Here is a 26,582-nt window from a genome sequence, read left to right on the forward strand (position 1 = left end):
CGATCATCCGGGCTGTCCTACGGATCTGGTGTGCCTGATCCGATCCGGCACAGAACCTCTGTGCCGGATCGGGATCGAGTTCTTGTGCTCCACGGCAGACGTCGGGATCATGGTAAGCGCTTCGTAAACGAAACTGCCGCAGCGGCTTGTCGTTTCCCGATTGTTCACCCTGCCGCATTTCGAAAGCAAGCAGAAACAACGATTTGAGATGAGCCGCCGGCTTTTGGTGCGTTGACGGCGCCATCCGGCCGGAATCCTGCAATGCGCCCTCACACGGCTTCGAGGTCGTGGTGAATGGAGGCGAAAGCATGCGGCATCTTGGGGGTTTTGTTCACGCGATCGGCGGCTTTGCCAGAGATCGAAGCGGAAACTTAGCGGTTCTGTTCGGCATGGTTGCGTCGGTGCTGGCGCTGGGTGTCGGCTTTGCCGTCAACGTTGCCCAGCTCTACAACGCCAAGTCGAGCCTTCAAGGCGTGGTCGATGCGGCGGTGACCTCGACGGCGCGCGACCTGACGACCGGCGTCATCAAGGAGGCCGATGCCAACAAGTCGGTGCAGGCGTTTCTCGATGCCAACAGCCGAGCGGGCATCCTGCAGGCAGATCGGATCGTCCTCGACAAATTGACCATCGACAGGACCGCCAAGACGGTTCAGGCGGACGCCCATGTCGATCTCGGTCTTTATTTTCCGCTTTTCAGGATGGGTGACATGAAGCGCGTTGCCGCATCGACGACAGCGCTCTATTCGGACAAGACGATCGAAGTGGCGATGATGCTCGACGTCACAGGGTCGATGGCCGGCCAGAAAATCATCGATCTGAGGACAGCTGCAAAGAACGCGGTCGACAGCTTCCTGGACGGTCAGGACTCCTCCAACCCCCGGGTGCGTGTCTCCATCGTACCATACGCTAATTCGGTGAATGCCGGCGCGCTTGCCGCCAGCAGCGTCTATGTCGAAACCTCGACCAGCCAGCGCAAGCAGGCGCCAGGCAATGGCGCCATACAGTACGTCTCCGGCTTAATGCGTCCGGACAATTGCGCCACCGAGCGCAAGGGCACCTATCAATATTCGGATGTAGGTCCCGACATCAGCATGGTCAATCGCGATTACCTGTTGTCTTCCTTTGCCTGGCAGACCGGCACGGCTGCCTGCCCGGCCGCCGCGTTGAAGCCGCTGACGGCGGACGCCGCGGCGCTCAAGAATGTCATCAAGAACTTTGTCGCATCGGGCGGCACCGCGGGCCATATCGGCGTGCAGTGGACTTGGTACATGCTTTCGGAAAGCTGGGGCAGCGTGATGAATGCTTCGCAGCGGCCGGCCAAGGCGGATCCGAACAAGGTCGCCAAAATCGCGATCCTGATGACCGACGGCGAGTTCAATCTGTCCTATTTCGATGCCAGCACTGTTGGTGAGGTCTACAACGATGCCGGCAAGGAACCGACCCGCACGTCAGCCAAGACGCTCTGTACCGCCATGCGCGACAAGGGCATCGAAATCTTCACCATTGGTTTCGATCTCAACGAGGAGAATGCCAAGGCGACACTGCAGAATTGCGCGAGCCCGGATACGGCCAAGATCAAGCACTTCTATCAGGCCGCCAACGGGGCGGAACTCAATCAGGCTTTCCAGGACATAGCGCGCAACATCGAAAGCTTGGCATTGACCAAATAGAGGGCATTGACCAGACAGGATCCGGACAAGGAAAAGGCCGCCGCTTCTTCGAAGCCGGCGGCCTTCCGTGTTTCCGTCCATGGCGCGGCTCATGGCAGCGACGGTTTGCGTCGCCAGCCGCGCATCTCGCGCCTTAACGGGAAGACTGCTTCCCGAAAGTGCAATCCGCTGAGGCCACGTTCTGGAAAACGAAATCACTCGACATCGGATCACCTCCTTTCGATTTGTTGAACACGCCCTCATGATGGGGTGTCGATCCGCAAATGGCAAGGCGCGATGGTGAAAATGCCGTGCGAGCTTGTTGCTGGCGGCTTGCGGCTGTCCGATCGGACAGGCAAAGTCGCCGTGGACCGCCAGCGTACTGAGCAGGAGAGGACGGGGATGGAGGCAGCCGAGAGAGCCGCACGGATCGTTCGAACGGTTATCGAGACGTTGCAGCCGGGTTTCGCGGTCAAGCTGTGGACTGGCGAGCGGATCGGGCCCGCCACGGGACCCGTGCTCACCATAAACGACCAGGACATCGTCTGGCAGGTGATGCGTCGGCCCAACCTCTCGACGCTGATCGAAATGTGGATTTCCAAGACCATCGACGTGGAAGGCGGATCGCTGTTCGATTTCTACGCTCTGCCTGCGCACGGCAAGCTCAGGACGAAGCTAAAGTCGTTGCCCAAGCTCGCGGTCCTGCGCGACCTGCCGGCCGTGCTGTTTTCGAGAAAACAGATGACGGCGCGGACCGACCTTTCCGGGCGCAACCCCTTCGTCAGCGGGTCGAACAGGCAAGCGATCCGGCACCACTACGACATTTCGAACGCCTTCTACCGGCTCTTCCTCGACGAACGCATGGTCTATAGCTGCGGCTATTTCACCGATTTCGCCAACGGCATCGACCAGGCGCAGAAAGACAAGCTTGATCATATCTGCCGCAAGCTCCGGCTGAAGCCGGGCGAAAGACTGCTCGACATCGGCTGCGGCTGGGGAGCCATGCTCATCCATGCCGCGAAAAATTACGGCGTCGTCGGCCACGGCGTCTCGCTGTCGGAAGCCCAGACCGAACTTGCCCGCGAGCGCATCCGCTCCGAGGGGCTGGAAGATCGCATCACCATCGAGATAAAATCCTACGCCGAGCTGTCCGGCTCCTTCGACAAGATATCCTCTATCGGCATGTTCGAGCATCTGGGGCTCGCCAACCACGCCGCCTATTTCTCGACCATCCATCGCCTGCTCAAACCGGGCGGCATCTACCTGCATCATGCCATCACCCGGCGCGACAAGGGCAGCATGAAGAAGACCTTGCGCAAGGGCCCGGAATTCAAGGCGCTGATCAAATACATCTTTCCCGGCGGTGAGCTCGACACGATCGGCATGACGCTCGGCAATCTCGAAGCGCACGGCTTCCTCGTCTACGATGTCGAGAATTTGCGCGAGCACTACGCCCGCACCTGCCGTCTGTGGGCCGAGCGCCTCCACGCACGCTTCGACGAAGCGATCGCCGAGGTCGGCGAAGCCAAGGCGCGCCTGTGGCTGCTTTATCTCACCGGATGTTCGATCACTTTCGAACGCGCCTCGGCGCAGATTTTCCAGACCGTCGTCACCAAGCGCGCGCGGGGCCCGAGCGGACTGCCGGCGACGCGAGCGGATCTTTATCGGTAGCGCGGGGACGAGCCGATCTCATCCAATTGGGTTTCTGCCGACCGTCGATCGGATGTTTCTTATCCCCTCTTGTTCTGCCGGTTGGCGACGAGGTCGTCGACGACCGCCGGGTCGGCCAGCGTCGAGGTATCGCCGAGCGCGGCAAAATCGTCCTCGGCGATCTTGCGCAGGATGCGTCGCATGATCTTGCCCGAGCGGGTTTTCGGCAGACCCGGAGCGAACTGGATCTTGTCGGGCGTGGCGATGGCGCCGATGTCCTTGCGGACATGGGCGACGAGTTCCTTGCGCAACTCCTCGCTCGGCTTCTCGCCGGCCATCAAAGTGACGTAGCAGTAGATCCCCTGGCCCTTGATGTCGTGCGGATAGCCGACGACGGCGGCTTCGGAGACTTTCTCGTGCGAAACCAGCGCGGATTCGACCTCGGCCGTGCCCATGCGGTGGCCGGAAACGTTGATGACGTCGTCGACGCGGCCCGTGATCCAGTAGTAGCCATCAGCGTCGCGCCGGCAGCCGTCGCCGGTAAAATATTTGCCCTTGTAAGTGGAAAAATAGGTCTGCACGAAGCGCTCGTGATCGCCATAGACGGTGCGCATCTGGCCCGGCCACGAATCGGCGATGCAGAGGTTGCCGCTGGCAACACCTTCCAGCACCTTGCCGTCGCCGTCCACCAGTTGCGGCTTGACGCCGAAGAACGGCCGCGTCGCGGAACCTGCCTTAAGGTGGGTGGCGCCGGGCAGCGGCGTAATCAGGATGCCGCCGGTCTCGGTCTGCCACCATGTGTCGACGATCGGCACCTTGCCGTTGCCGACGACGTTGAAATACCACTCCCAGGCCTCCGGATTGATCGGCTCGCCGACCGTGCCGAGCACGCGCAGCGATTTGCGCGACGTCCTGGCGACATGGGCGTCGCCGGCGCCCATCAGCGCCCGCAACGCCGTCGGGGCGGTGTAGAAGATGTTGACCTTGTGCTTATCGATGACCTCCCAAAACCGGGACTGCGACGGGTAGTTCGGCACGCCTTCGAACATCAGCGTGGTGGCGCCGTTGGCGAGCGGCCCGTAGACGATGTAGCTGTGGCCGGTGACCCAGCCGACATCGGCGGTGCACCAGTAGATGTCGCCGTCATGGTAGTCGAAGGCATATTGGTGGGTCATCGAGACATAGACGAGATAGCCGGCCGTGGTGTGCAGCACGCCCTTCGGTTTGCCGGTCGAACCCGATGTGTAGAGGATGAACAGCGGGTCCTCGGCCTTCATCTTCTCGGGTTTGCACTCCGCTTTCACCGTCGCGACCTCGTCGTGGTACCAGACGTCGCGTCCGGCGACCCAGCCGGTCTTGCCACCGGTACGGCGCACGACGACGACCTTCTCGACTTTCGTTCCGGCCTTGGCGGCGATCTCAATCGCCTTGTCGGTATTGTCCTTCAACGGGATGGGCTTGCCGCCGCGCAGGCCTTCGTCGGCGGTGATGACGAAGGTTGATTTGCAGTCGTCGATGCGGCCGGCCAGCGCGTCCGGTGAAAAGCCGCCAAAGACCACCGAATGGATAGCGCCGATGCGCGTGCAGGCGAGCATTGCATAGGCGGCTTCCGGGATCATCGGCATGTAGATGGTGACGCGGTCGCCTTTCTTGACGCCGTGCTTCTTCATCACATTGGCGAGCCGGCAGACATGCGCGTGGAGCTCGTTATAGGTGATCTTCCTGTCATCGTAGGGATTGTCGCCTTCCCAAATGATGGCGGTCTGATCGCCGCGCTTCTTCAGATGCCGGTCGATGCAGTTCCACGAAACGTTGGTCTCGCCATCCTCGAACCATTTGATCGAGACCTTGCCGTCGAAGGAGGTGTTCTTGACCTTGCTGTAGGGCTTGAACCAGTCGATGCGCTTGCCGTGCTTGCCCCAGAATTTATCCGGGTTCTTCACGCTGTCGGTGTACCATTTCAAATAGGTGTCATTGTCGATCAGCGCGTTCTTCTTCCACGCCGGCTGGACGCGATGGACATGAACCTCGGACATTTTTCCATTCCCTCCCAAGACCAACTGCCAGCTTGCCCGCCGAGCAGCATCGCGGCGCAGCGGCCGCGAATTCGCGCGCATTATTAACAGTTCCGCAGTGACGGCAACATTAGACGTTGGATTCGCGCGGCGGGATGCCGCAGACGTCGTTTTCGCCGCTATCAGCACTCGACTACGATCGCTGCTAAATACATGTTTTTGCGTCGTAAACCTGGCCTCTAACTACGAAATATCAATAGACGATTAAGCAAATAGCGCGCACAATTTCAAATTGGGAGGAAAGGAGAATCAACCAGGGGACCGCGATGCGTGACCATTCCGAAATGGACCTGATGCTCAAGGGCTATGGCTTGACCACGGCCAAGATCCTTTATCATTTTCCCGATCATCCGCATCTGCTGCAGAGCTTCATCTGGCAGGACTACGACATCGCTCCGAAATTTCCGGTGCTGATCCGGTTCATCGAGTTCTGGCAGACCAAGCTCGATGGCCCGCTGCATTCGGTGAGCTATACGCACCAGAAGCTGATCGCGCCCAACGAATGGCACAAGGTCGACGGCGAGTTCGTGCTGCATTAGGGCGTGTCGATATTCAGGTCAGGCCGGCCTGCGAATGGCGGCTTCCTGCGCTTCCGGGGCTCACGTACTTTAAGTACGCTCCGCTCCGGTTCTCGGAAGCCACCATTCTCGGCGCGACCTGACCTGAATCTCAACATGCCCTGTCGCCGGGCGTTTGAAATATCGAGCGGGGTCAGACCGCAGCCGGGCTCAGCCGGGCAAAACCCTCCTGCCGGCGATAGGGGAAATACGGATAGGGTGCGGTGACCGCGCTTGCCGCGTCAAGCTTCTTGATCTGGTCTGATGTCAATGACCAACCGACGGCGCCGAGGTTCTGGCGCAGCTGTTCCTCGTTGCGTGCGCCGATAATGACAGAGGCGACGGTCGGCCGCTGCAGCAACCAGTTGATGGCGACCTGCGGCACCGTCTTGCCGGTTTCCTTGGCGGCGGTGTCGAGCGCATCGACGACCCTGTAGAGTTGCTCGTCCTCGACAGGTGGCCCGAAGCTTGCGGTGTCGTGCAACCGGCTTTTTTCCGGCAGTGGCTCGCCGCGGCGGATCTTGCCGGTCAGGCGGCCCCAGCCGAGCGGGCTCCACACCAGCGCACCGAGGCCCTGGTCGAGGCCTAGCGGCATCAACTCCCATTCATAGTCGCGCCCGACCAGCGAGTAATAGACCTGATGGGCAACGTAGCGCGGGTAGCCGTGCTTGTCCGCCAGGCCGAGCGATTTCATCACTTGCCAGCCGGAAAAGTTGGAGACGCCGACATAGCGCAGCTTGCCGGCGCGCACGAGACTGTCCAGCGTCGACAGCACCTCCTCGATCGGCGTTGCGGCGTCGAAAGCGTGCAGTTGCAGCAGGTCGATGTAATCGGTGCCGAGACGCTTGAGCGCGTCCTCGACGGCTTTGATGAGACGCGAACGGGAGGAGCCGGCATCGTTGGGTCCGTCGCCCATCGGCAGCGAGGTCTTGGTCGAGATCAGCACGGCATCGCGGCGGCCCTTGATGGCCGCGCCGAGCACCTCTTCGGAGGCGCCGTTCGAATAGACGTCGGCGGTGTCGAACAGGTTGACGCCGGCCTCCAGGCAGATGTCGACCAGCCGCCGCGCTTCCGTCGCATCGCTATTGCCCCAGGCGCCGAACAGCGGCCCCGAACCGCCGAAGGTTCCAGCGCCGAACGAGAGCGCCGGGACCTTCAGGCCCGAGGCGCCAAGACGTCGATAATCCATGGTTTTGCTCCTTGTATTTTGGATTTGTTTGGGATCGTCACGACTGGGCGGATGCCGGTACGCCGAGCACCGAGCTGCGCATGACCCCGAAAATCGGAACCGATTTTCGGACAAGGATCATGCGCAAAATCACGTGCTACAGCGTCCTTTGCGCGTCCAAGAGGACGCGCGGCGCTGTAGTATCGAGGCGCAGCGCCAGCGCCGCCACGGCCAGCGCCGAGAGCGGCAGCAGGGCGGCGACCCAAGTCACGGCGCTGAGGCCGGGGCCATGGGCGATGACCACGCCGCCGAGCCAGGCGCCGGCGGCGTTGCCGAGGTTGAAGGCGGCGATGTTGAAGGACGAGGCGAGGCTCTGGCCGGCGCCTTCAGCCTTTTCCAGCACCCACATCTGCAGCGGCGCCACGGTGGCGAAGGCGGCGGCGCCGAGCAGGCCGACATAGACGACGGCCATCGCCTGGCTGTGCAGGGCGAAGGTCATCGAGCCGAGCACCAGCGCCAGCACAACGAGACTGCCGAGAACGGAAGGCACCAGCCGGCGGTCGGCGACCTTGCCGCCGGTGAGATTGCCGGCGATGAGGCCGCCGCCGAAGACAAGCAGGATCGGCGACACGGCTGCTTCCTCAAAACCGGTGATCTCGGTCAGCAAGGGGGCGATATAGGTGAAGACGGCGAAGACGCCGGCATAGCCAAGCACAGTGGTGGCGAAGCCAAGCAGGACCGGCGCGCGGCCGAGCACAGCGAGATCGCCGCGCAGGTCGCTCTTCTCAGGCGCCGCCTGGCTGCGCGGCACCAGCAGGAGAATGATGGCGAAGGCGACGATGCCGACCAGGGTTACCGCCCAGAAGGTCGCCCGCCAGCCGAAGGCCTGGCCGAGCCAGGTGCCGAAGGGCACGCCGAGGATGTTGGCGATGGTCAGGCCGGTGAACATCAGGGCGATCGCCGAGGCCTTCTTGTTAGGCGCCACCAGTCCGGTCGCAACGACCGAACCAACGCCGAAGAAGGTGCCGTGGGCAAAGGCGGTGAGCACTCGGGCACCCATCAGCGTCCAGTAGTCGGGGGCCAGCGCGCAGGCGAGGTTGCCGAGCGTGAAGATCGCCATCAGCCCCAGAAGCACGGTCTTGCGCGGCCAGCGGCCGGTGGCGATCGTCAGCAGCGGCGCGCCGACAACGACGCCGAGCGCATAGCCTGAGATCAGCTGGCCGGCGGCCGAGATCGAGACGCCGAGATCGGCGCTGACGTCGAGCAGCAGGCCCATGATGACGAATTCGGTGACGCCGATGCCGAAGGCACCGGCGGCGAGAGCGTAAAGAGCAAGAGGCATGGCGGTTCCCACTTCGATGACAGCCAGTTTTGACGACGGGACGCCGTGTCCTCCACGCCCCGACCCGGAAGATCGTGTCGCGATGTGCTGTGAACCAGCCTTGCGCCAGGCACATCGTCTGTGAAATAGATTCACGAATGGCGAGACCCGACATCAATCGCTCAGGCGAGATCGAAGTGTTCGTCCGCGTCGTTGAGGCGGGGAGCTTTTCGGCCGCCGCTCGCACGTTGCGGATGACGCCGTCGGCGGTGAGCAAGCTGATCGCGCGGCTGGAAGCACGTCTTGGCGCGCGGCTGGTCAGCCGTTCGACGCGCAAGCTGCAACTGACCCCAGAAGGCGCGGCCTTCTTCGACAGCGGCGCGCGCATCCTGGCTGACATGGCGGCCGCGGAGCGTGAGGCGGCGGCCGGTGCTGCCCCGCGTGGACGGCTGCGCGTCAACAGCTACGTGCCGTTCGGGCAGCACCGGCTGATCCCGCTCATGCCGCGGTTTCTCGAACGCTATCCGGAAATCGCCATCGATCTGGTTTTGACCGACAATGTCATCGACCTGATGGAGGAGCGCGCTGATGTCGCCATCCGCGCCGGGCCGCTCGGTGAATCACGTTTGGTGGCGCGCAAGCTCGGGCAGAGCCGGGTGGTCGTCGTCGCCGCGCCACCTTACCTGAGGAAGCACGGCGCACCCCGAACGCCGGCCGATCTCGATCATCACAACCGGATGGGTTTCTGCTTCGTGCGCCATGTCGACGGCTGGCCTTTTGTCGACGCGGCCGGCAAGGCGGTTGTCGTCCCGATCACCGGAAACGCGCTGGTCAGTGACGGCGAGGCGATGCGGCTGATGGCGCTCTCGGGCACGGGCATCGCCCGGCTGGCGCGCTGGCATGTGGAGCCCGACATCGCCGCCGGGCGGCTGATACCGCTTCTGGAAGACTTCAACCCCGGCGACGAGGAACTCACCCACGCCGTCTATGTCGGGCAGGGCAAGCACTTGCCGGCACGGGTGCGGGCCTTTCTCGACTATTTGGTCGAGACTGTCCGGCTGACCTGAGCCTAAAGAAGATCGGGAGCCCAAAGAAGGTCGGGAGCCGCCAGCTCCCGAAAATCGAAGATCAGATTGAATTACTTTTTCGGCGCAAAGGGCGCCGGACGCCGGCCCGCTGCCTGACGCTCAAGCATCCAGCCCGGATATTCAGCCGGCAGCGCGCTGACCTCGTCGAGGCGAACAAGATCGTCGTTGTCGAGCTTCAACTCGGTGGCGGCAAGGTTCTGTTCGAGCTGCTCCATGCGGCTGGCGCCGATGATCACGCTCATCACGAAGGGTTTGGCCAGCACATAGCCCAAAGCGACCGTGGCGACGCTGACGCCATGCTTGACGGCGATCTCGCGCATGACGGCAACCGCCGCCCAGGCGCGGTCTTCATTGACCGGCGGGAAATTGAAGCTGGCGCGACGGCCCTCGCCATTGCCGGGGGCACCGGGTCCGTATTTGCCGGAGAGCAGACCACCCGCCATCGGCGACCAGACCATCAGCCCAAGCTTCTCCTCGTTGAGCAGCGGAACGATCTCGCGCTCCAGATCACGGCCGGCGATCGAATAGTAGGACTGGACCGTCTCAAAACGGGCGAAGCCCTTGCGGTCGGCGATGCCGAGCGCCTTGGCGATGCGCCAGGCCGCCCAGTTCGAGACGCCGACATAGCGGACCTTACCGCTGGCAACCAGATCGTCGAGCGCCCGCAGCGTCTCCTCGATCGGCGTCACCGCATCGGTGCCGTGAAGCTGATAGAGATCGATATGGTCGAGCTGCAGCCGTTCGAGGCTGCTCTCGACCGAGTCCATGATGTGGCCGCGCGAGGAGCCGCGCTGGTTGGGGCCGTCGCCCATGGCGCCATGGACCTTGGTGGCGATGATCACATCTTGCCGCTTGACGCCGAGATTCCTCAGCGACTGGCCAAGAAGCCGTTCCGATGCGCCGAAGGAATAGACGTCCGCCGTGTCGAAGAAATTGACGCCGGCGGCGAGCGAGCGGGCGACGATCTCGTCGACGGCCTTCTGGTCGAGGCTGGCGATCAGGCCCCATTGGGCGTTTTCACCTGCGGCGCCGAAGGTCATGGTGCCGAGGCAAAGTTCGGAGACGAACATCCCCGTGTGTCCAAGTTGATTATAGCGCATGGTGCAGCTCCGGAAAGTTTTGGATGACCCGGCCGATATAGGAACGATACGGTTCGTTTCCATTGTTGGCGTAACCGACTTAGTGGTTCTGGACCAAGTTCCGCGTCCATGAACTGGCACCTTCAGGATGCGAAAAACAACATTTCCAAAGTGGTTCAGCGCGCCCGCAGCGAGGGACCGCAGACGGTGACCCTGCGTGGCGAGCGCGCGGTGAACTCGACACGCCTGGATATCAAGGCGGGAGCCAAAATGGATCCCTAAGCCAAATGCCCGCTAGCGGCTGCCGAAAATCGCCGATCCCACCCTGACGCTTGTCGCGCCGAAGGCGATCGCGGTTTCGTAGTCGCCGGACATACCCATCGAAAGCTCCTCCACACCTGCCTCCGTGCTGAGCTTTTCCAGCAGCGCGAAGTGCGGACCGGGATTCTCATCGGCCGGCGGAATGCACATCAGACCTTCGATGGCGAGGCCGTGGACGTCGCGGCAGCGGGTGACGAAGGCGACGGCTTCGCGGGGTTCGATGCCGGCCTTTTGCGGTTCCGAGCCGGTGTTAACCTGAACGTAGAGCCTTGGTGATCGGCCTTGTCTGGCGATTTCCTTGGCGAGTTCGGCAGCGATCTTCTCGCGATCGACCGTCTCGATGACGTCGAACAGCGCGACGGCTTCCTTCGCCTTATTCGATTGCAGTGGACCGATCAGATGCAGTTCGATGTCGGGGAAGGCTTCCTTCAGCGCCGGCCATTTGGCTTGTGCTTCCTGGACGCGGTTCTCGCCGAAGATACGCTGGCCGGCTTCGATGACCGGGCTGATATCGGCGGCGTCGAAGGTCTTCGAGACCGCGACCAGCGTCACCGCGCCGGCTTGCCGTCCTGCCTCGCGCTCGGCGGCGGTGATCTTCGCCTTGACCGTGAAAAACTGTTCGACGGCGCTCGCCATGCCTATATCTGCCCCTAGTTTCTATCCTCACCGGATCGCCGCAGTTGACGGGTCCGGCAATCCATGGTGAACACCGCGACGTCATTTCCTGAGCCGCCGGGCATTGTCCGGCCGTTCGCGCCTGCTTTTTAAGTGAAAAACATCCGATGGCAACCGAACGATACAATCCGCGCGCATCAGAGCCCAAATGGCAGAAGGCCTGGGACGCCAAGAAGCTGTTCGAGGCTGACAACGACGACCCGCGCCCGAAATACTACGTGCTCGAGATGTTCCCTTATCCGTCGGGGCGCATCCATATCGGCCATACCCGCAACTACACGATGGGCGACGTGGTGGCGCGCTACAAGCGAGCCAAGGGTTTCAACGTGCTGCACCCGATGGGCTGGGATGCCTTCGGCATGCCGGCCGAGAACGCGGCGATGCAGAACAAGGTCCATCCCAAGGACTGGACCTACCAGAACATCGCCGCCATGCGCGAGCAGCTCAAGGTCATGGGTCTGTCGCTCGACTGGGCACGCGAATTCGCCACCTGCGATGTCGACTACTACCACCGCCAGCAGATGCTGTTCCTCGATTTCGTCGAGAAGCGGTTGGTGACGCGCAAATCCTCCAAGGTCAATTGGGATCCGGAGGACATGACGGTGCTTGCCAACGAGCAGGTCATCGACGGACGCGGCTGGCGCTCGGGCGCGCTGGTCGAACAGCGCGAGCTGACGCAGTGGTTCTTCAAGATCACCGATTATGCGCAGGATCTGCTGGACTCGCTGGAAGGCCTCGACGAATGGCCGGAAAAAGTGAAGCTGATGCAGGCGAACTGGATCGGCCGTTCGGAAGGCCTGCTGATCCGCTGGCCGCTGGCCACTCCAGTCGACGGCGAAGATGAGCTGGAAGTCTACACGACGCGGCCCGACACCATCTTCGGCGCCTCCTTCATGGCGGTCGCAGCTGATCATCCGCTGGCGAAGAAGGCGGCCGAAAGCAATCCGGCGCTGGCCAAGTTCATCGACGAGGTTCGCCATATGGGCACTTCAGTGGCGGCACTGGAGACAGCCGAGAAGAGGGGTTTCGATACCGGCATCCGCGTCGTCCATCCGATCGACGAGGCGTGGACGCTGCCTGTCTATGTCGCCAATTTCGTGCTGATGGAGTACGGCACCGGCGCCATCTTCGGCTGCCCGTCCGGTGACCAGCGCGACCTCGACTTCGCTAACAGATACGGCCTGCCGGTCATTCCGGTGGTGATGCCGGAAGGCGAGAACCAGGGAAACTTCCAGATCATCGACGAGGCCTATGTCGGCGACGGCGTGATGATCAATTCGCGCTTCCTCGACGGCATGAAGCCTGATCAGGCGTTCGACGAGGTGGCGAAGCTGCTGGAACAAAAGACCATCGGTAATCGGCCGATGGCCGAGCGCAAGGTCAACTTCCGCCTGCGCGACTGGGGAATTTCGCGCCAGCGCTACTGGGGCTGTCCGATCCCGATGATCCACTGCGAGGATTGCGGCGTGGTGCCGGTGCCGAAGGCGGACCTGCCGGTCAGGCTGCCTGACGATATCGAGTTTGACCGGCCGGGCAATCCGCTCGACCGCCATCCGACATGGCGGCATGTGAAATGCCCGCAATGCGGCAAGGATGCACGCCGCGAAACCGACACGATGGACACGTTCGTCGATTCGTCCTGGTATTTCGCGCGCTTCACCGCGCCCTGGGCGAACGACCCGACCGATCCCAAGGCAGCTACCGAATGGCTGCCGGTCGACCAGTATATCGGCGGCATCGAGCACGCCATTTTGCACCTTCTCTATTCACGCTTCTTCACCCGCGCCATGCGCGAGACCGGACATGTCGATCTGGCCGAGCCATTTAAGGGCCTGTTCACGCAAGGTATGGTGGTGCACGAGACCTATCGGGTCGGCAGTGGCTCTAACAGCCGCTGGCTTGCGCCCAGCGAGGTTCGGCTAGAGGACGTCGACGGCAAACGCCGGGCCATCGAAATCGCGACCGGTGAAGAGGCGGTGATCGGCCCGCTCGAAAAAATGTCGAAGTCGAAGAAGAACACGGTGAGCCCGGAAGAGATCACCGACGGCTACGGCGCCGACACCGCCCGCTGGTTCATGCTGTCGGACTCGCCGCCCGAGCGTGACGTGGAATGGACCGACGAGGGTGCTGCCGGCGCGCACCGCTTCATCCAGCGGATCTGGCGCTTGGTGTCGACAGCTGCCGAATCGCTCGCTGCAGTCCAGCCGTTAGCGGCGAAGGAGGGCGAGGCAGGAACTGTTTCCAAGGCCGCGCACAAGGCGTTGAAATCGGTCGGCGAGGATATCGAAAAGCTCGCCTTCAATCGCGCCATCGCCCGCATCTACGAGCTCGCCAACGCGCTCACCACGCCGCTCAACGAGGCGGCCGAAGGCAAGGCCGATCCGGCGCTCAACGCTGCGTGCCGGCAAGCCGTCGACATCCTCGTGCATCTGATTGCGCCGGTCATGCCGCATCTGGCCGAGGAATGCTGGCAGACGCTCGGCGGCACCGATCTGGTCGCCGAACGGCCCTGGCCTGTCTATGATCCGTCGCTTGTCATCGACAGCGAGATCGTGCTGCCGGTCCAGGTCAACGGCAAGAAACGCGGCGATTTGACAATTGCCCGCGACGCGGACCAAGGTGCCGTCGAAAAAGCGGTTCTGGCTCTCGACTTCGTGCAGAAAGCGCTCGAAGGTAAGGCACCGCGCAAGGTGATCATCGTCCCGCAGAGGATCGTCAATGTCGTTGCCTGATCCGAGGAAGACAGAAGTGGCGCATTTGCTGCGCCGTACCGCGCTGTATGGCCTGGTCGCTTCGGTTGCGCTGGTTTCGGCCTGCACGGTGCGCCCGCTCTATTCAAGCGCGCCGCTGTCGGCCGGTTCGCAAGTCGGGGCTGCCGCCGAACTTGGGTCCATCTCGGTCAAGCCGGTCCACACCCGCTACGCCCAGCAGGTCCGCAACAATCTGATCTTCGCGCTTGGCCAGGGCGCGGGCGAGCCGGCGTCGCCAGCCTATTCGCTCGATCTCGGCGTTACCGAACTTGTTGAATCCGCTGCGACCGTGCAGGTCACGACCGATGACGACGAGCCGACAGCGGGCACGGTGACACTGACCGCGAATTATGTGCTGACCGACGCCAAGACCGGCAAGACCATCGCGACCGGCAGGCGCTCGATAGCGTCGTCCTTCGACAGGCCCCGTCAGGAATTTGCCTCCTACCGGGCGCAAATCGACGCCGAAAACCGCGCGGCGCGTGAACTGGCGGACCTGCTGCGCCTGTCGACCGCCCAGGATCTGGTCAAGCACGGCAAGACAGTGGCGGGTTAAAACTTTTCGGCGTGGATCGAGGCGTTCCGGCTACGCCGAAGTCTAGCTGCTCGCGCACAAAAAAGGCCGATTGCTCGGCCTTTTTACGGGAACGCGGCGTCTTAATTTCAGCCGATCTTCTGGCCGGTCTTGGCCCAGTCTGCGAGGAACTGCTCCAGGCCCTTGTCGGTCAGCGGGTGCTTGACCAGCGCCTTCAGCGTCGCCGGCGGGGCGGTGATGACGTCGGCGCCGATCAGTGCGGCCTGCTTGACATGGTTCACCGTGCGCACCGAGGCGGTCAGGATTTCGGTCTGGAAATCATAATTGTCGTAGATGGTGCGGATATCCGCAATCAGCTCCATGCCATCCCAGCCGCTGTCGTCGATGCGGCCGACGAAGGGCGAGATGAAGGAGGCGCCGGCCTTGGCGGCGAGCAGCGCCTGGGTGGCCGAGAAGCACAAAGTAACATTGACCATGCGGCCCTCCGACCGGATGTCCTTGCAGGCCCTCAGCCCGTCGAGCGTCAGCGGCACCTTAATACAAACATTATCGGCGATCCTGGCCAGGATCTTGGCCTCCGCCATCATGTCCGTGTATTCGGTGGCGACGACTTCGGCCGAGACCGGGCCCTTGACGATCTCGCAGATCTCTCTGGTGACGTCGGCGATCTTGCCGCCGGATTTGAGGATCAGCGAGGGATTGGTGGTGACGCCGTCGAGCAGCCCCAAATCGTTCAGCTCACGGATTTCCTTGACATCGGCGGTGTCGACAAAAAATTTCATGACGGTCTCCTGAGAATTTTTCATGTGCATGTCATGCACATTTGGGGTCGGACTTTGATCTAGACCAAAGTCGGGGCAAGGTCACGCCTCATGATCGAAGATTCGCCCTTTGTCGCGGCCGCACCGGTGCTGGTGCCGATGCCCGCCGAGCGGCCTTACACCTACGCCGTGCCCGCCGGCATGCGCGTGGTGCCGGGCTCGATCGTGCGCGTTCCGCTCGGTCCGCGCCAGGTCGCCGGCATCGTCTGGGACGTCGCCGTCGAAAAGGTCGAAGCCAAGAAGCTGCGCCCGATCGAGCAGGTCTTCGACTGCCCGCCGATCGACCGCGCCATGCGCCGCTTCGTCGACTGGATCGCGCAATACACGCTGTCGCCGCCCGGTATGGTGGCGCGCATGCTGCTGCGGGCACCGGAGGCCTTCGACCCGGAACCGTGGATCGAAGGGCTGCAACGCACCTTCGCCAAACCCGATCGGATGACGGGTGCGAGGATGCGCGTGCTGGAAACAGCCGAAGGCGGGCTCGCCTGGACGCGGTCCGGTCTGGCGCATGCCGCCGGCGTCTCGTCGACCGTTATCGACGGGCTGAAAGCGCAAGGCGTGTTCGATACGGTTATGATCCCGCCGCGACCGGTGGTCGCAGCACCCGATCCGAATTACGCCCAGCCTTCGCTGATGCCGGACCAGAGCGATGCGGTCGAGATGCTGCGCACCAATGTCGCCGCCGGCGCATTCGGCGTCACGCTGCTCGACGGGGTGACCGGATCGGGCAAGACGGAGGTCTATTTCGAGGCAGTTGCGGCGGCGCTCGACCGTGGCATGCAGGTTCTGATCCTGCTGCCGGAGATCGCGCTGACCCATGCCTTCCTCGAGCGCTTCCAGGAACGGTTCGGCGCCAAGCCGGCGGAATGGCACTCGGACCTGCCGCCAAGGATGCGCGAGCGCGTCTGGCGGCAAGTGGCGGAAGGTGGCGTCCGCGTCGTTGCCGGCGCGCGTTCGGCGCTGTTCCTGCCGTTCAGGGAACTCGGGCTGATCGTCGTCGACGAGGAGCACGACCCGGCCTACAAGCAGGAAGACCGCGTCTTCTACAATGCGCGCGACATGGCGGTGGTGCGCGGCCATATCGGCGGCTTTCCGGTGGTGCTCGCCTCAGCCACGCCGTCGGTCGAAAGCCGGGTCAATGCGAGCCAAGGCCGCTATAGCAGGGCGGTGCTTTCGGCGCGCTTCGCCGAGGCGGCGCTTCCCGACCTGAAGACGATCGACATGCGCCGCGCTCCGCCGGCGCGCGGCGGTTTCCTGTCGCCGGTGCTGCTTGGCCATATGCGGCAGACGTTGGAGAAAAAGGAACAGTCGCTGCTGTTCCTCAACCGGCGCGGCTATGCGCCGCTGACGCTGTGCCGGGTCTGCGGCCATCGCTTCGGCTGCCCGGTCTGCTCGGCCTGGCTGGTCGAGCACCGCTTTCGCGGCCAGCTCGTCTGCCACCATTGCGGACACAATGAGCGACGGCCCGAGGCCTGCCCGGAATGCGGCACGCTTGATCATTTGGTGGCGTGCGGGCCGGGCGTCGAACGCATCGCCGAAGAGGTCGTCGCGCATTTCCCCGACGCCCGAACCATCGTCTTGTCGTCCGACCTGATGGGCGGCGTGCGGCGGCTGAGGTTAGAGCTTGAAGCCATCGCCAACGGCGAGGCCGACATAGTCATCGGCACGCAGCTCGTCGCCAAGGGCCACAATTTCCCAAACATGACCCTGGTCGGCGTGGTCGACGCCGATCTTGGCCTGGCCAATGGCGATCCGCGTGCCGCCGAGCGCACCTTCCAGCTGCTCAGCCAGGTGACCGGCCGCGCCGGCCGTACCGGTAAGAAGAGCCTTGGCCTGCTGCAGACCTTCCAGCCCGACCATCCGGTGATGCGGGCGATCGTCTCCGGCGATGCCGAGGCCTTCTACGAACGCGAGATTGCCGAGCGCGAGCGGGCGGCGCTGCCGCCCTTCGGCCGGCTCGCCGGCGTCATCGTCAGTGCGGCGACGCGGGCGGAAGCCGAAGGGCACGCCCGCGGCCTGCGGCGGGCGGCGCCCCAGGCCTCCGACCTGTTCGTGCTCGGCCCGGCCGAGGCGCCGCTGTCGCTGATCGGCGGCCGCCATCGCTTTCGCCTGCTGATCCAGGGCGAGCGGCGCGCCGACATGCAGGGGTTCATTCGCACCATGCTGGCCGAGGGACCGAAGATACGGGGCTCGGTGCGGGTGCAGGTCGACATAGACCCGCAGAGCTTTTTGTGAGAGGCCGTCAGCTCACAGGCTTTTCGTAAATTGCCGACGCCATCTGGCGCATGTCTCTTCCTTCGCTAGAATGCCCGAAATTTCGAACCAGCCATTTTCGAGGGGGCAGTATGGAATTTGCGTTTCCGTGGCCGATGAGCCAGGGCGAGTGGCTGGCGTGGTCGAGCGCCGTCGTGACCTTGCTGTTCGGCCTGCTGCTGTTCCTGGCGCCGGGGCTGGCCTTCCGGATTCTGCGGCTGCAGGTCAAGCCTGAGAAGGCGGCAGCGATCGCCGAAGGCCGCGGCCGGATGTCGGGTTTTTATCTTGGCGTCAGCCTGTGCTGCATTCTGCTGGCGCAACCGCTGCTCTACATGGCGCTTGGCTTTTCCTGGCTGTTCACCGCCTTCGGCCGCCTGCTGTCGATGATGTCGGACGGCGCCAACACGCCTTTCAACTGGGCGTCCATCGTGGTGGAACTGGTGCTGGCGGCGCTGCCGCTTGCCTTCGCCTTCGGCTTTGTGCCTTGAATCAAAGGCTAATTCGGGACCGACGGTCGAACCGCACCGCCGGATGCGACAATAGTGCCTGAAAACCATGCGGGACGACGCATTGCGGTCTTAAAATGCCTGTGCTAGACGGCAATCGACTTTCGGCCGGGGATAGCGGAAGCCGCGCCTCCGTGCTTGGAAAAACGCAGTAAGGTCAAAGATTTAGCTAGAGTTTTCGCTCGCGCCAACAATCTGCGGCCTGTCAGACAAGAGAAAAGACGGTCCGTGGCCCAATCGTCATCGCCAATCTCAGGTGTCGCAGAGCGCTATGCGGGTTCGCTGTTCGAGCTCGCGCTCCAGGCGAATTCGGTGGCCCAGGTCGAGGCCGACCTCAACAGTTTCGCGGCAATGCTCGAAAGCAGTGCGGAACTTGCCCGTCTGATCAACAGCCCGGTGTTCTCCAGCGAGGACCAGGCCAAGGCCATTGCGGCGATCGCCGACAAGGCAGGGATCACCGGCCTCACCGGCAATTTCCTGCGCGTCGTCGCCCAGAACCGCCGTCTGTTCGCAATCCCTGGCATGATCAAGGCATTCCGCCAGGTCGCCGCCGAGCACCGTGGCGAGACCGCCGCTGAAGTTACCTCGGCGCATGCGCTGACCGATGCCCAGCAAACCGAGCTGAAGGCGGCGCTGAAAAGCGTTGCCGGCAAGGATGTCGCGATCACCGTGACCGTCGATCCGTCGCTGCTCGGTGGGCTGGTGGTGAAGATTGGCTCGCGCCAGATCGATACGTCGCTTAAAACCAAACTCAATTCGCTCAAGCTTGCACTGAAAGAGGTCGGCTGATGGACATCCGCGCCGCGGAAATTTCCGCAATTCTGAAAGACCAGATCAAGAATTTCGGCAAGGAGGCCGAGGTCTCCGAAGTCGGCCAGGTTCTGTCCGTCGGTGACGGCATCGCCCGCGTCTATGGCCTCGACAATGTCCAGGCCGGCGAGATGGTCGAGTTCCCCGGCGGCATCCGCGGCATGGCGCTCAACCTCGAAGCTGACAATGTCGGCGTCGTCATCTTCGGCGCCGACCGCGACATCAAGGAAGGCGACATCGTCAAGCGCACCGGCGCTATCGTCGACACGCCTGTCGGCATGGGCCTGCTCGGCCGTGTCGTCGACGCGCTCGGCAACCCGATCGACGGCAAGGGCCCGATCCAGGCGACCGAGCGCAAGCGCGTCGACGTCAAGGCGCCCGGCATCATACCGCGCAAATCGGTGAACGAGCCGATGTCGACCGGCCTCAAGGCCATCGACGCGCTGATCCCGGTCGGCCGCGGCCAGCGCGAGCTGGTCATCGGCGACCGCCAGACCGGCAAGACCGCGATCATTCTCGACACGATGCTCAACCAGAAATCGGTGCACGAACACGGGCCGGAGAAGGAAAAGCTCTACTGCGTCTACGTCGCCGTCGGCCAGAAGCGCTCGACCGTCGCGCAGTTCGTGAAAGTTCTCGAAGAGCGCGGCGCGCTCGACTATTCGATCATCATCGCCGCCACCGCTTCCGATCCGGCGCCGATGCAGTTCCTGGCGCCGTTCACCGCCTGCACCATGGGCGAATATTTCCGCGACAACGGCATGCATGCGCTGATCAGCTACGACGACCTGTCGAAGCAGGCCGTCGCCTACCGCCAGATGTCGCTGCTGCTGCGCCGCCCGCCCGGCCGCGAAGCCTATCCGGGCGACGTCTTCTACCTGCATTCGCGCCTGCTGGAGCGGGCCGCCAAGCTCAATGACGACAATGGCGGCGGTTCGCTGACGGCGCTGCCGATCATCGAGACCCAGGCCAACGACGTGTCGGCCTACATCCCGACCAACGTCATCTCGATCACCGACGGCCAGATTTTCCTGGAAACCAATCTGTTCTTCCAGGGCGTCCGCCCGGCGGTCAATGTTGGCCTGTCGGTGTCGCGCGTCGGCTCCTCGGCGCAGATCAAGGCGATGAAGCAGGTCGCCGGCTCGATCAAGGGCGAGCTCGCGCAGTACCGCGAAATGGCGGCCTTCGCCCAGTTCGGCTCCGACCTCGACGCCGCCACGCAGCGCCTGCTCAACCGCGGTGCGCGCCTGACCGAACTCCTGAAGCAGCCGCAATTCTCGCCGCTCAGGGTCGAAGAACAGGTCGCGGTGATCTTCGCCGGCGTGAACGGCTATCTCGACAAGCTGGCAATCGACCAGGTTAGCAAGTTCGAGCATGGCTTGCTCAGCCACATGCGCTCGGCCGGCAAAGAGGTGCTCGACGGCATCCGCAAGGAGAAGGCGCTGTCGGACGATCTGCGTGCCAAGCTGAAGGCGGAGATCGACACTTTTGCCAAGACCTTTGCTTGAACGAAGCCGGACGGACGGGATCAGGTTTGAAGCATGCCTTCACTAAAAGACCTTCGTAACCGTATCGCCTCGGTCAAGGCGACGCAGAAGATCACCAAGGCGATGCAGATGGTCGCCGCGGCGAAGCTGCGTCGCGCGCAGGAAGCGGCGGAAGCTGCGCGCCCCTATTCGGAGCGCATGGGCGCTGTGCTGGCCAACATAACCCAGGCGATCGGCGGCGGTGGCGAGGCCCCGGCGCTGATGACCGGCACCGGCAAGGACGACGTGCATCTGCTCGTCGTCTGCACCGCTGAGCGTGGTCTGTGCGGCGGCTTCAATTCGCAGATCGCACGCCTTGCCCGCGACCACATCCGCAAGCTTCTGGCCGACGGCAAGCAGGTCAAGATCATCTGCGTCGGCAAGAAGGGGTTCGACATCCTGCGCCGCGACTACGCGGCGCTGATCCTCGAACGCGTCGACCTGCGCGAAGTGAAGACGCTCGGCTTCATCAACGCCGATGCCATTGCCAAAAAAGTCATCCAGCTCTTCAACGAGGGCGGCTTCGACATCTGCACGCTGTTCTATTCTCAGTTCAAGTCCGTTATCAGCCAGGTTCCAACGACGCAGCAGATCATTCCGGCAGGCGTGGCTTCCGCCCCCGCCGAGGTGGCCGGTGGCGGCAATGCCGTCTATGAATACGAGCCGGAGCCGGGCGAAATCCTCTCCGACCTCATTCCGCGCAACATTTCCGTACAGGTCTTCCGTGCGCTGCTCGAAAACGCGGCCGGCGAGATGGGCGCCAAGATGAGCGCCATGGACAATGCGACGCGCAACGCCGGCGACATGATCAACAAATTGTCGATCACCTACAACCGCCAGCGGCAGGCGCAGATCACCAAGGAATTGATCGAAATCATTTCGGGCGCCGAGGCGCTCTAGGCGCGCTCCGATGAAGGTCAGCGACCTTCAGGCGGATTGCGTGAGAAACAAAGAGACGAAAAGGGTAAAGACGATGGCGAAAGCAGCGACCCCCCAGAAGGCGGCCCCGAAGGCTGCCGCGACGGCGGCAGCGCCGGCAAAGGCTCCGGCAGCGGCAGCGAAGGCCGCTCCGGCCAAGAAAGCGGCCGCGCCCGCCAAGGCTGCCGCGGCGAAGGCGCCGACCGTTGCCATCAACAAGACTGGCTTGGCCGGCAAGGTTCGCCAGGTCATCGGTGCCGTTGTCGACGTGCAGTTCGGCGAACATCTGCCGGCGATCCTGAACGCGCTGGAAACGTCCAATGTCGGCAGTCGCCTCGTGCTCGAGGTGGCTCAGCATCTCGGCGAAAACACCGTGCGCTGCATCGCCATGGACTCGACCGAAGGTCTGGTTCGCGGCCAGGACGTCTATGACACCGGCGCACCGATAACCGTGCCGGTCGGCCCCGGCATGCTCGGTCGCATCATCAACGTCATCGGCGAACCGGTCGACGAGGCAGGCCCGGTCGACGGCATCGAGATGCGCTCCATCCACCAGCCGGCTCCGACCTATGTCGAGCAGTCGACGGAAGCGCAGATCCTGGTCACCGGCATCAAGGTTCTCGATCTGCTTGCGCCCTATGCCCGCGGCGGCAAGATCGGCCTGTTCGGCGGCGCCGGCGTCGGCAAGACGGTGCTGATCCAGGAACTGATCAACAACGTTGCCAAGGCGCATGGCGGCTTCTCGGTGTTCGCCGGCGTCGGTGAGCGCACCCGCGAAGGCAACGACCTCTATCACGAGTTCATCGAGTCCGGCGTCAACAAGAAGGGCGGCGGCGAAGGATCCAAGGCGGCGCTCGTCTACGGCCAGATGAACGAGCCGCCGGGTGCGCGCGCCCGCGTCGGCCTGACCGGGCTGACGGTTGCCGAGTATTTCCGCGACCAGGGCCAGGACGTGCTGTTCTTCGTCGACAACATCTTCCGCTTCACGCAGGCTGGCTCCGAAGTGTCGGCGCTGCTCGGCCGTATTCCTTCGGCCGTGGGCTACCAGCCGACGCTGGCCACCGACATGGGTGCGCTGCAGGAGCGCATCACCACGACGACCAAGGGCTCGATCACCTCCGTGCAGGCGATCTACGTGCCGGCCGACGATCTGACCGACCCCGCGCCGGCGACTTCGTTCGCCCACCTGGACGCGACGACCGTGCTCAACCGCGCGATTTCGGAAAAGGGCATCTATCCGGCCGTCGATCCGCTCGATTCGACCTCGCGCATGCTCGACCCGATGGTCGTCGGCGAAGAGCACTACCAGGTCGCGCGCCAGGTGCAGTCGATCCTGCAGCGCTACAAGTCGCTGCAGGACATCATCGCCATCCTGGGCATGGACGAGCTGTCCGAAGAGGACAAGCAGACGGTGGCCCGCGCCCGCAAGATCGAGCGCTTCCTGTCGCAGCCCTTCTTCGTCGCCGAAGTGTTCACCGGCGCGCCGGGCAAGCTGGTCGACCTCGCCGACACCATCAAGGGCTTCAAGGGCCTCTGCAACGGCGACTATGACCACCTGCCGGAAGCCGCCTTCTACATGGTCGGCGGCATCGAAGAAGCCGTCGAGAAGGCACAGCGCCTGGCGGCCGAAGCGGCGTAATTGGTGAATGGTCAGTAGTGAATTGTGAATGGGGAGTAGCGGACTGGAAATCGGGGCTGAGTGAAGGTCTTTCGGACCATTCACCATTCACCATTCACCATTCGCTGAATTAATCATGGCTGAAGCTTTCCAATTCGAACTGGTCTCGCCGGAGCGCCTGCTGGTTTCCGAGCAGGTCGAGTCCGTCGTCATTCCGGGCGCCGAAGGCGAAATGACCGTCATGGCCCATCACGCGCCGGTCATGACCACGATCAAGCCGGGCGTCGTCACGGTGAAGACCGCGGCAGGCAAGGAAGAACGCTACGTCGTGTTCGGCGGCTTTGCCGACATCGTTCCGGCCGGCTGCACGCTGCTCGCCGAATCGGCGGTAGCCGTCGGCGACATCGATCGCGCCGACCTGACCCGCCGTATCCAGGAAGCCAGGGAAGACGTCGCCGACGCCAAGGACGACCAGACGCGCAGCAAGGCCGAGCAGTTTCTTAGCCAGCTCACCACACTCGAAGGCGCCATCCTGCCTGCTTGAAGCGAAGATCATTCCGGCAATTGCAAAGCGAGGCTTGCCTCGCTTTTTTGTTTGAGGGACAGTCCGACTTTGCTTGCCGTGGGGGCGGTAGCCGGTGACTGAAGACACAAGGTCGAGATCCAGATGGTCGGCGGCCCTGGTGTCGGCCTTTGGCGGCCCGTTCGGCGGATTTCTTTGGATCGGAAGCGGCAAGCTGGCGGTCGTAAGTCTGGTCGCGATCAGTGCCGCAAGCATCGCCCTTTGCTACATCGGGTTCCCGGTTTTGCCGGGCATCGATCTTTCCGGATTGGCCAATCTTTCAAGTATCGGCATAGCGATATTTTCGGTGGTGCTCGTTGTTCCCTTTGCGCATCGATTCAAGCCGGACAAGTGGTACGCGCAAGGACTTTCGGTTCTGGTGCTGGCCTTTCTGGCCTCGTCTCTGGCTGCGTTTGCGATCCGGTCGTTCCTGTTTCAGCCATTCTCAATACCGGCGAGCAGCATGGTGCCAACGCTTGAGGTCGGCGACTATCTGTTCGCGTCCAAATTTGCTTACGGCTACAGCCGCCACAGCGTCCCCTTTGGCTTGCTGCCGATCGAAGGGCGGACGTTTGACACGGCGCCGGCGCCAGGCGATATCGCAGTCTTCAGGCGGCCGTCTGATCCCAGTACCGACTACATCAAGCGCATTGTCGGCCTTCCTGGCGACAAGATCCAGATGATCGACGGCGTCCTTCACATCAACGACCAGGCGGTGAAGCTTGAAAAGACCGGTTCTTACTCCTCCGATGAAATCCGGTCGGCCAAAGTGCAGCGCGAAACATTGCAGAACGGCGTCTCCTACTCGGTCCTCGACGTGATCGACGGATCGACGGGCGACAACACCCAGCCTGTTGTCGTTCCGGCTGGCCGCTACTTCATGCTTGGCGACAATCGCGACAGTTCCGCCGATAGCCGTTTTGATATGGGCACTATTCCGTATGAGAATTTGGTCGGCAAGGGCGTTCGCCTGTTTTGGAACTCCAGAGGTGTCGACTACTCGTCACGGCACACCTTGGACGGTCTGACAGGCAAATAGCTTCAAGTCGTCGCCGCCTCCACCGCACGCACGACGGCGCGCGGTTCTGCCTCATGTTTTCGCACCCTGTATGCCCAGCGCTGTGAAAGCGGCAGCCACGCCGCCCTGGCGCAAGCGTTCGAGATGGGCGGCCGCGAGGTCGATCAGCGTCAGGCGCTCAGCACCGCCCTTGGCGAAGCCGGCCAGGTCGAACACCGCCGCCACCGTTTCGCCCGCCGACAGATGCCGAGTGTCGAGTGCAGCCAGGGCCAAGTCGAGCGGGTCGGTGAAATGGCTTCCCGGCAAGGCTTCGCCGCGCGCCTCGCAGGCAGCGATCCAGGCGGCTACCACCAGCATCAGATGCGCAGGCGGCGCACCGGCACTCATCCGCTCCATTGCCGCGGCAACGATGCGCTGCGGCAGTTTCTGGCTGCCGTCATTGGCGATCTGCGCCGTCCGATGGGCGAGCGCGGTGTTCGAATAGCGCTTGGCAAGCTGGGCGGTGTAGTCGGCCGTGTCGAGCCCGGCGTCTTTCGGTAGCGTTGTGATGGCTTCGGCCCACAATCCGTCGACGAATTGCCGGATCGCCGGATCGGCGAAGGCGCGGTCGACCGTCTCGTAGCCGCTAAGCAGGCCGAGATAGGCGATGGCCGAATGCGAGCCGTTGAGCAGGCGCAGCTTCATGTCCTCGAACGGCCCGACATCACCGACCATGGTAACGCCGAACCTTTCCCAGTCCGGCCTGCCCGCCGGGAAATCATCTTCGACCACCCATTGGCAGAACGGCTCGGTCATCACAGGCCAGGCGTCCTCGATGCCGAGCTGGCCTGATATCCGTGCCCGGTCGGCATCGGTGGTCGCCGGCACGATGCGATCCACCATGCTCGACGGAAACGCCACCTCGTCGGCGATATGGCGGGCGAGATCGGTGCCGCGCAACGCGGCGAATTCGACCAGCAGCCGGTGCAGCGTGGCGCCATTGGCCGGGAGGTTATCGCAGCACAGCACGGTGAATGGCTGGATACCGGCGGCGCGGCGGCGCGCAAGCGATTCGACGAGAAAACCATGCGCCGTTCGCGGCGTGCGCGGGTTGGCCAGATCGTGGACAATGTCGGGATGGGCTGTGTCCAGTCCGCCACCCGCCGCCCTGAGATAGGCCTTTTCGGTGATCGTCAGCGTGACGATGGAGGTGCGCGGGTCAGTCAGCGCGGCCAGCACCGCACCCGGACCTTCCGGGGCCACCAGCATCGACACGATCGAGCCTACGACGCGCAGGCTTTCGCTGTCGCTGCTCCTGACCGCCAGCGTGTAGAGCCCGTCCTGCGGAGCCAGCGCGTCGCGTGTCTCGGTGCTGCGCAGCGAGACGCCGACAATGCCCCAATCCATCTCTCCCGCCGCCAGGCAATCGTCGACATAGGCTGCCTGATGGGCGCGGTGGAATGCGCCGACGCCGAGATGGACGATGCCGGGTAGGACACGGTTGCGGTCGTATCCTGGGACCGCGACCGGGGCCGGCAATGCCTGCCGCGTAGTGTTGGAAAGGCGTCTGTCTGTCATCGTGCGATGGGTCTGATCGAGCTGGTGCCGGGGTTGGCCGGCATGCGGCGTAACATCCGTTTCCTTCCCGCACAATGGGCTGACGCTGCGTAAAAGTCATCATACAACAATCTATTTTTTGTATG

Annotated in this window: 21 protein-coding genes and 1 pseudogene; 15 read left to right on the forward strand and 7 right to left on the reverse strand. The window is 63.1% G+C overall.

Going from position 1 to position 26,582, the window contains the following annotated elements; genetic code table 11:
- Nucleotides 1-308 precede the first annotated feature (308 nt).
- Nucleotides 309-1,670 (forward strand): pilus assembly protein, encoded by a 1,362-nt coding sequence (locus A9K68_RS05360; RefSeq protein WP_065011326.1) that lies wholly within the window; start codon nucleotides 309-311, stop codon nucleotides 1,668-1,670.
- A 381-nt stretch (nucleotides 1,671-2,051) separates the two neighbouring features.
- The gene (locus tag A9K68_RS05365; RefSeq protein WP_065011327.1) at nucleotides 2,052-3,320 is read left to right on the forward strand and encodes a cyclopropane-fatty-acyl-phospholipid synthase family protein; all 1,269 of its coding nucleotides are present in this window, start codon (nucleotides 2,052-2,054) and stop codon (nucleotides 3,318-3,320) included.
- A 59-nt stretch (nucleotides 3,321-3,379) separates the two neighbouring features.
- On the opposite strand, the gene acs is transcribed toward A9K68_RS05365, so the two are convergent.
- Nucleotides 3,380-5,335 carry an acetate--CoA ligase gene (acs, locus tag A9K68_RS05370; protein ID WP_065011328.1) on the reverse strand — a complete coding sequence of 652 codons (1,956 nt, stop codon included), beginning with the start codon at nucleotides 5,333-5,335 and terminating at the stop codon, nucleotides 3,380-3,382.
- A 305-nt stretch (nucleotides 5,336-5,640) separates the two neighbouring features.
- Between acs and A9K68_RS05375 the strand changes: the two genes are divergently transcribed.
- Nucleotides 5,641-5,913: an usg protein gene (locus tag A9K68_RS05375; protein ID WP_065011174.1), complete on the forward strand. Its 273-nt coding sequence runs from the start codon at nucleotides 5,641-5,643 to the stop codon at nucleotides 5,911-5,913.
- Between the two features lie 172 nt (nucleotides 5,914-6,085).
- Here the strand turns inward: A9K68_RS05375 and A9K68_RS05380 are convergent, their stop codons facing one another.
- Both A9K68_RS05380 and A9K68_RS05385 read right to left on the reverse strand, forming a co-directional pair.
- Nucleotides 6,086-7,120, reverse strand: coding sequence for an aldo/keto reductase (locus tag A9K68_RS05380; RefSeq protein WP_065011175.1), 1,035 nt, complete (start codon nucleotides 7,118-7,120; stop codon nucleotides 6,086-6,088).
- 136 nt (nucleotides 7,121-7,256) lie between these two features.
- A complete protein-coding gene (locus tag A9K68_RS05385) occupies nucleotides 7,257-8,441 on the reverse strand; it encodes an MFS transporter (RefSeq protein ID WP_065011176.1) in 1,185 nt (394 codons plus the stop codon).
- A gap of 137 nt (nucleotides 8,442-8,578) precedes the next feature.
- Here A9K68_RS05385 and A9K68_RS05390 point away from each other — a divergent pair, with 137 nt between their 5' ends.
- A complete protein-coding gene (locus tag A9K68_RS05390; protein WP_029349064.1) occupies nucleotides 8,579-9,487 on the forward strand; it encodes a LysR family transcriptional regulator in 909 nt (302 codons plus the stop codon).
- A gap of 71 nt (nucleotides 9,488-9,558) precedes the next feature.
- Here A9K68_RS05390 and A9K68_RS05395 read toward each other — a convergent pair whose 3' ends face one another.
- On the reverse strand, nucleotides 9,559-10,608 hold the full coding sequence (locus tag A9K68_RS05395; protein ID WP_065011177.1) for an aldo/keto reductase: 1,050 nt from the start codon (nucleotides 10,606-10,608) through the stop codon (nucleotides 9,559-9,561).
- 108 nt (nucleotides 10,609-10,716) lie between these two features.
- Between A9K68_RS05395 and A9K68_RS05400 the strand changes: the two are divergent.
- A pseudogene (locus A9K68_RS05400) lies at nucleotides 10,717-10,815 on the forward strand (type II toxin-antitoxin system prevent-host-death family antitoxin); the annotation flags it as partial.
- Nucleotides 10,816-10,881: 66 nt separating this feature from the next.
- Here the strand turns inward: A9K68_RS05400 and A9K68_RS05405 are convergent.
- Nucleotides 10,882-11,544: a YggS family pyridoxal phosphate-dependent enzyme gene (locus A9K68_RS05405; RefSeq protein WP_065011178.1), complete on the reverse strand. Its 663-nt coding sequence runs from the start codon at nucleotides 11,542-11,544 to the stop codon at nucleotides 10,882-10,884.
- A gap of 146 nt (nucleotides 11,545-11,690) precedes the next feature.
- Between A9K68_RS05405 and leuS the strand changes: the two genes are divergently transcribed.
- Both leuS and lptE read left to right on the forward strand, forming a co-directional pair.
- Nucleotides 11,691-14,315, forward strand: coding sequence for a leucine--tRNA ligase (gene leuS, locus A9K68_RS05410; protein WP_065011179.1), 2,625 nt, complete (start codon nucleotides 11,691-11,693; stop codon nucleotides 14,313-14,315).
- Nucleotides 14,302-14,889 carry an LPS assembly lipoprotein LptE gene (lptE, locus tag A9K68_RS05415; protein ID WP_065011180.1) on the forward strand — a complete coding sequence of 196 codons (588 nt, stop codon included), beginning with the start codon at nucleotides 14,302-14,304 and terminating at the stop codon, nucleotides 14,887-14,889. Before leuS ends, lptE begins: the two co-directional genes overlap by 14 nt.
- Nucleotides 14,890-14,996: 107 nt before the next feature.
- Here lptE and fsa read toward each other — a convergent pair whose 3' ends face one another.
- Nucleotides 14,997-15,650, reverse strand: a complete 654-nt coding sequence (gene fsa, locus A9K68_RS05420; RefSeq protein ID WP_029349054.1) for a fructose-6-phosphate aldolase — start codon at nucleotides 15,648-15,650, stop codon at nucleotides 14,997-14,999.
- 90 nt (nucleotides 15,651-15,740) lie between these two features.
- Here fsa and A9K68_RS05425 point away from each other — a divergent pair, with 90 nt between their 5' ends.
- From A9K68_RS05425 to lepB, 8 genes are all read left to right on the forward strand, one after another.
- Nucleotides 15,741-17,924, forward strand: a complete 2,184-nt coding sequence (locus tag A9K68_RS05425) for a primosomal protein N' (RefSeq protein WP_065011181.1) — start codon at nucleotides 15,741-15,743, stop codon at nucleotides 17,922-17,924.
- Between the two features lie 110 nt (nucleotides 17,925-18,034).
- A complete protein-coding gene (locus A9K68_RS05430; RefSeq protein WP_065011182.1) occupies nucleotides 18,035-18,430 on the forward strand; it encodes a DUF4345 family protein in 396 nt (131 codons plus the stop codon).
- 246 nt (nucleotides 18,431-18,676) lie between these two features.
- Complete coding sequence (locus A9K68_RS05435) at nucleotides 18,677-19,237, forward strand: F0F1 ATP synthase subunit delta (protein WP_065011183.1); 561 nt, start codon at nucleotides 18,677-18,679, stop codon at nucleotides 19,235-19,237.
- Nucleotides 19,237-20,766 carry a F0F1 ATP synthase subunit alpha gene (gene atpA / locus A9K68_RS05440; protein ID WP_023800086.1) on the forward strand — a complete coding sequence of 510 codons (1,530 nt, stop codon included), beginning with the start codon at nucleotides 19,237-19,239 and terminating at the stop codon, nucleotides 20,764-20,766. Before A9K68_RS05435 ends, atpA begins: the two co-directional genes overlap by 1 nt.
- 33 nt (nucleotides 20,767-20,799) lie before the next feature.
- Complete coding sequence (locus A9K68_RS05445; RefSeq protein ID WP_029349044.1) at nucleotides 20,800-21,684, forward strand: F0F1 ATP synthase subunit gamma; 885 nt, start codon at nucleotides 20,800-20,802, stop codon at nucleotides 21,682-21,684.
- Nucleotides 21,685-21,757: 73 nt separating this feature from the next.
- On the forward strand, nucleotides 21,758-23,341 hold the full coding sequence (atpD, locus tag A9K68_RS05450; protein ID WP_065011329.1) for a F0F1 ATP synthase subunit beta: 1,584 nt from the start codon (nucleotides 21,758-21,760) through the stop codon (nucleotides 23,339-23,341).
- A 115-nt stretch (nucleotides 23,342-23,456) separates the two neighbouring features.
- Nucleotides 23,457-23,864, forward strand: coding sequence for a F0F1 ATP synthase subunit epsilon (locus A9K68_RS05455; RefSeq protein ID WP_029349043.1), 408 nt, complete (start codon nucleotides 23,457-23,459; stop codon nucleotides 23,862-23,864).
- A 94-nt stretch (nucleotides 23,865-23,958) separates the two neighbouring features.
- A complete protein-coding gene (lepB, locus tag A9K68_RS05460; protein WP_246811299.1) occupies nucleotides 23,959-24,921 on the forward strand; it encodes a signal peptidase I in 963 nt (320 codons plus the stop codon).
- Nucleotides 24,922-24,972: 51 nt separating this feature from the next.
- Here the strand turns inward: lepB and A9K68_RS05465 are convergent, their stop codons facing one another.
- Nucleotides 24,973-26,457 carry a mannitol dehydrogenase family protein gene (locus A9K68_RS05465; protein ID WP_065011331.1) on the reverse strand — a complete coding sequence of 495 codons (1,485 nt, stop codon included), beginning with the start codon at nucleotides 26,455-26,457 and terminating at the stop codon, nucleotides 24,973-24,975.
- Nucleotides 26,458-26,582: the final 125 nt, after the last annotated feature.

This window comes from Mesorhizobium sp. AA22 (genome assembly GCF_001672375.2).
In the GTDB taxonomy this organism is placed as follows: Bacteria; Pseudomonadota; Alphaproteobacteria; order Rhizobiales; family Rhizobiaceae; genus Mesorhizobium; species Mesorhizobium wenxiniae.

Bases quoted from the DNA above. Each gene is read 5' to 3' on its own strand.
- acs (WP_065011328.1), bottom strand. From the start codon at position 5,335: ATGTCCGAGGTTCATGTCCATCGCGTCCAGCCGGCGTGGAAGAAGAAC.
- A9K68_RS05390 (WP_029349064.1), top strand. From the start codon at position 8,579: ATGGCGAGACCCGACATCAATCGCTCAGGCGAGATCGAAGTGTTCGTC.
- lptE (WP_065011180.1), top strand. From the start codon at position 14,302: ATGTCGTTGCCTGATCCGAGGAAGACAGAAGTGGCGCATTTGCTGCGC.
- leuS (WP_065011179.1), top strand. From the start codon at position 11,691: ATGGCAACCGAACGATACAATCCGCGCGCATCAGAGCCCAAATGGCAG.
- A9K68_RS05395 (WP_065011177.1), bottom strand. From the start codon at position 10,608: ATGCGCTATAATCAACTTGGACACACGGGGATGTTCGTCTCCGAACTT.
- A9K68_RS05405 (WP_065011178.1), bottom strand. From the start codon at position 11,544: ATGGCGAGCGCCGTCGAACAGTTTTTCACGGTCAAGGCGAAGATCACC.
- A9K68_RS05465 (WP_065011331.1), bottom strand. From the start codon at position 26,457: ATGACAGACAGACGCCTTTCCAACACTACGCGGCAGGCATTGCCGGCC.
- atpD (WP_065011329.1), top strand. From the start codon at position 21,758: ATGGCGAAAGCAGCGACCCCCCAGAAGGCGGCCCCGAAGGCTGCCGCG.
- A9K68_RS05445 (WP_029349044.1), top strand. From the start codon at position 20,800: ATGCCTTCACTAAAAGACCTTCGTAACCGTATCGCCTCGGTCAAGGCG.
- A9K68_RS05375 (WP_065011174.1), top strand. From the start codon at position 5,641: ATGCGTGACCATTCCGAAATGGACCTGATGCTCAAGGGCTATGGCTTG.
- A9K68_RS05385 (WP_065011176.1), bottom strand. From the start codon at position 8,441: ATGCCTCTTGCTCTTTACGCTCTCGCCGCCGGTGCCTTCGGCATCGGC.
- atpA (WP_023800086.1), top strand. From the start codon at position 19,237: ATGGACATCCGCGCCGCGGAAATTTCCGCAATTCTGAAAGACCAGATC.
- A9K68_RS05430 (WP_065011182.1), top strand. From the start codon at position 18,035: ATGGAATTTGCGTTTCCGTGGCCGATGAGCCAGGGCGAGTGGCTGGCG.
- A9K68_RS05425 (WP_065011181.1), top strand. From the start codon at position 15,741: ATGATCGAAGATTCGCCCTTTGTCGCGGCCGCACCGGTGCTGGTGCCG.
- fsa (WP_029349054.1), bottom strand. From the start codon at position 15,650: ATGAAATTTTTTGTCGACACCGCCGATGTCAAGGAAATCCGTGAGCTG.
- A9K68_RS05365 (WP_065011327.1), top strand. From the start codon at position 2,052: ATGGAGGCAGCCGAGAGAGCCGCACGGATCGTTCGAACGGTTATCGAG.
- A9K68_RS05360 (WP_065011326.1), top strand. From the start codon at position 309: ATGCGGCATCTTGGGGGTTTTGTTCACGCGATCGGCGGCTTTGCCAGA.
- A9K68_RS05455 (WP_029349043.1), top strand. From the start codon at position 23,457: ATGGCTGAAGCTTTCCAATTCGAACTGGTCTCGCCGGAGCGCCTGCTG.
- A9K68_RS05380 (WP_065011175.1), bottom strand. From the start codon at position 7,120: ATGGATTATCGACGTCTTGGCGCCTCGGGCCTGAAGGTCCCGGCGCTC.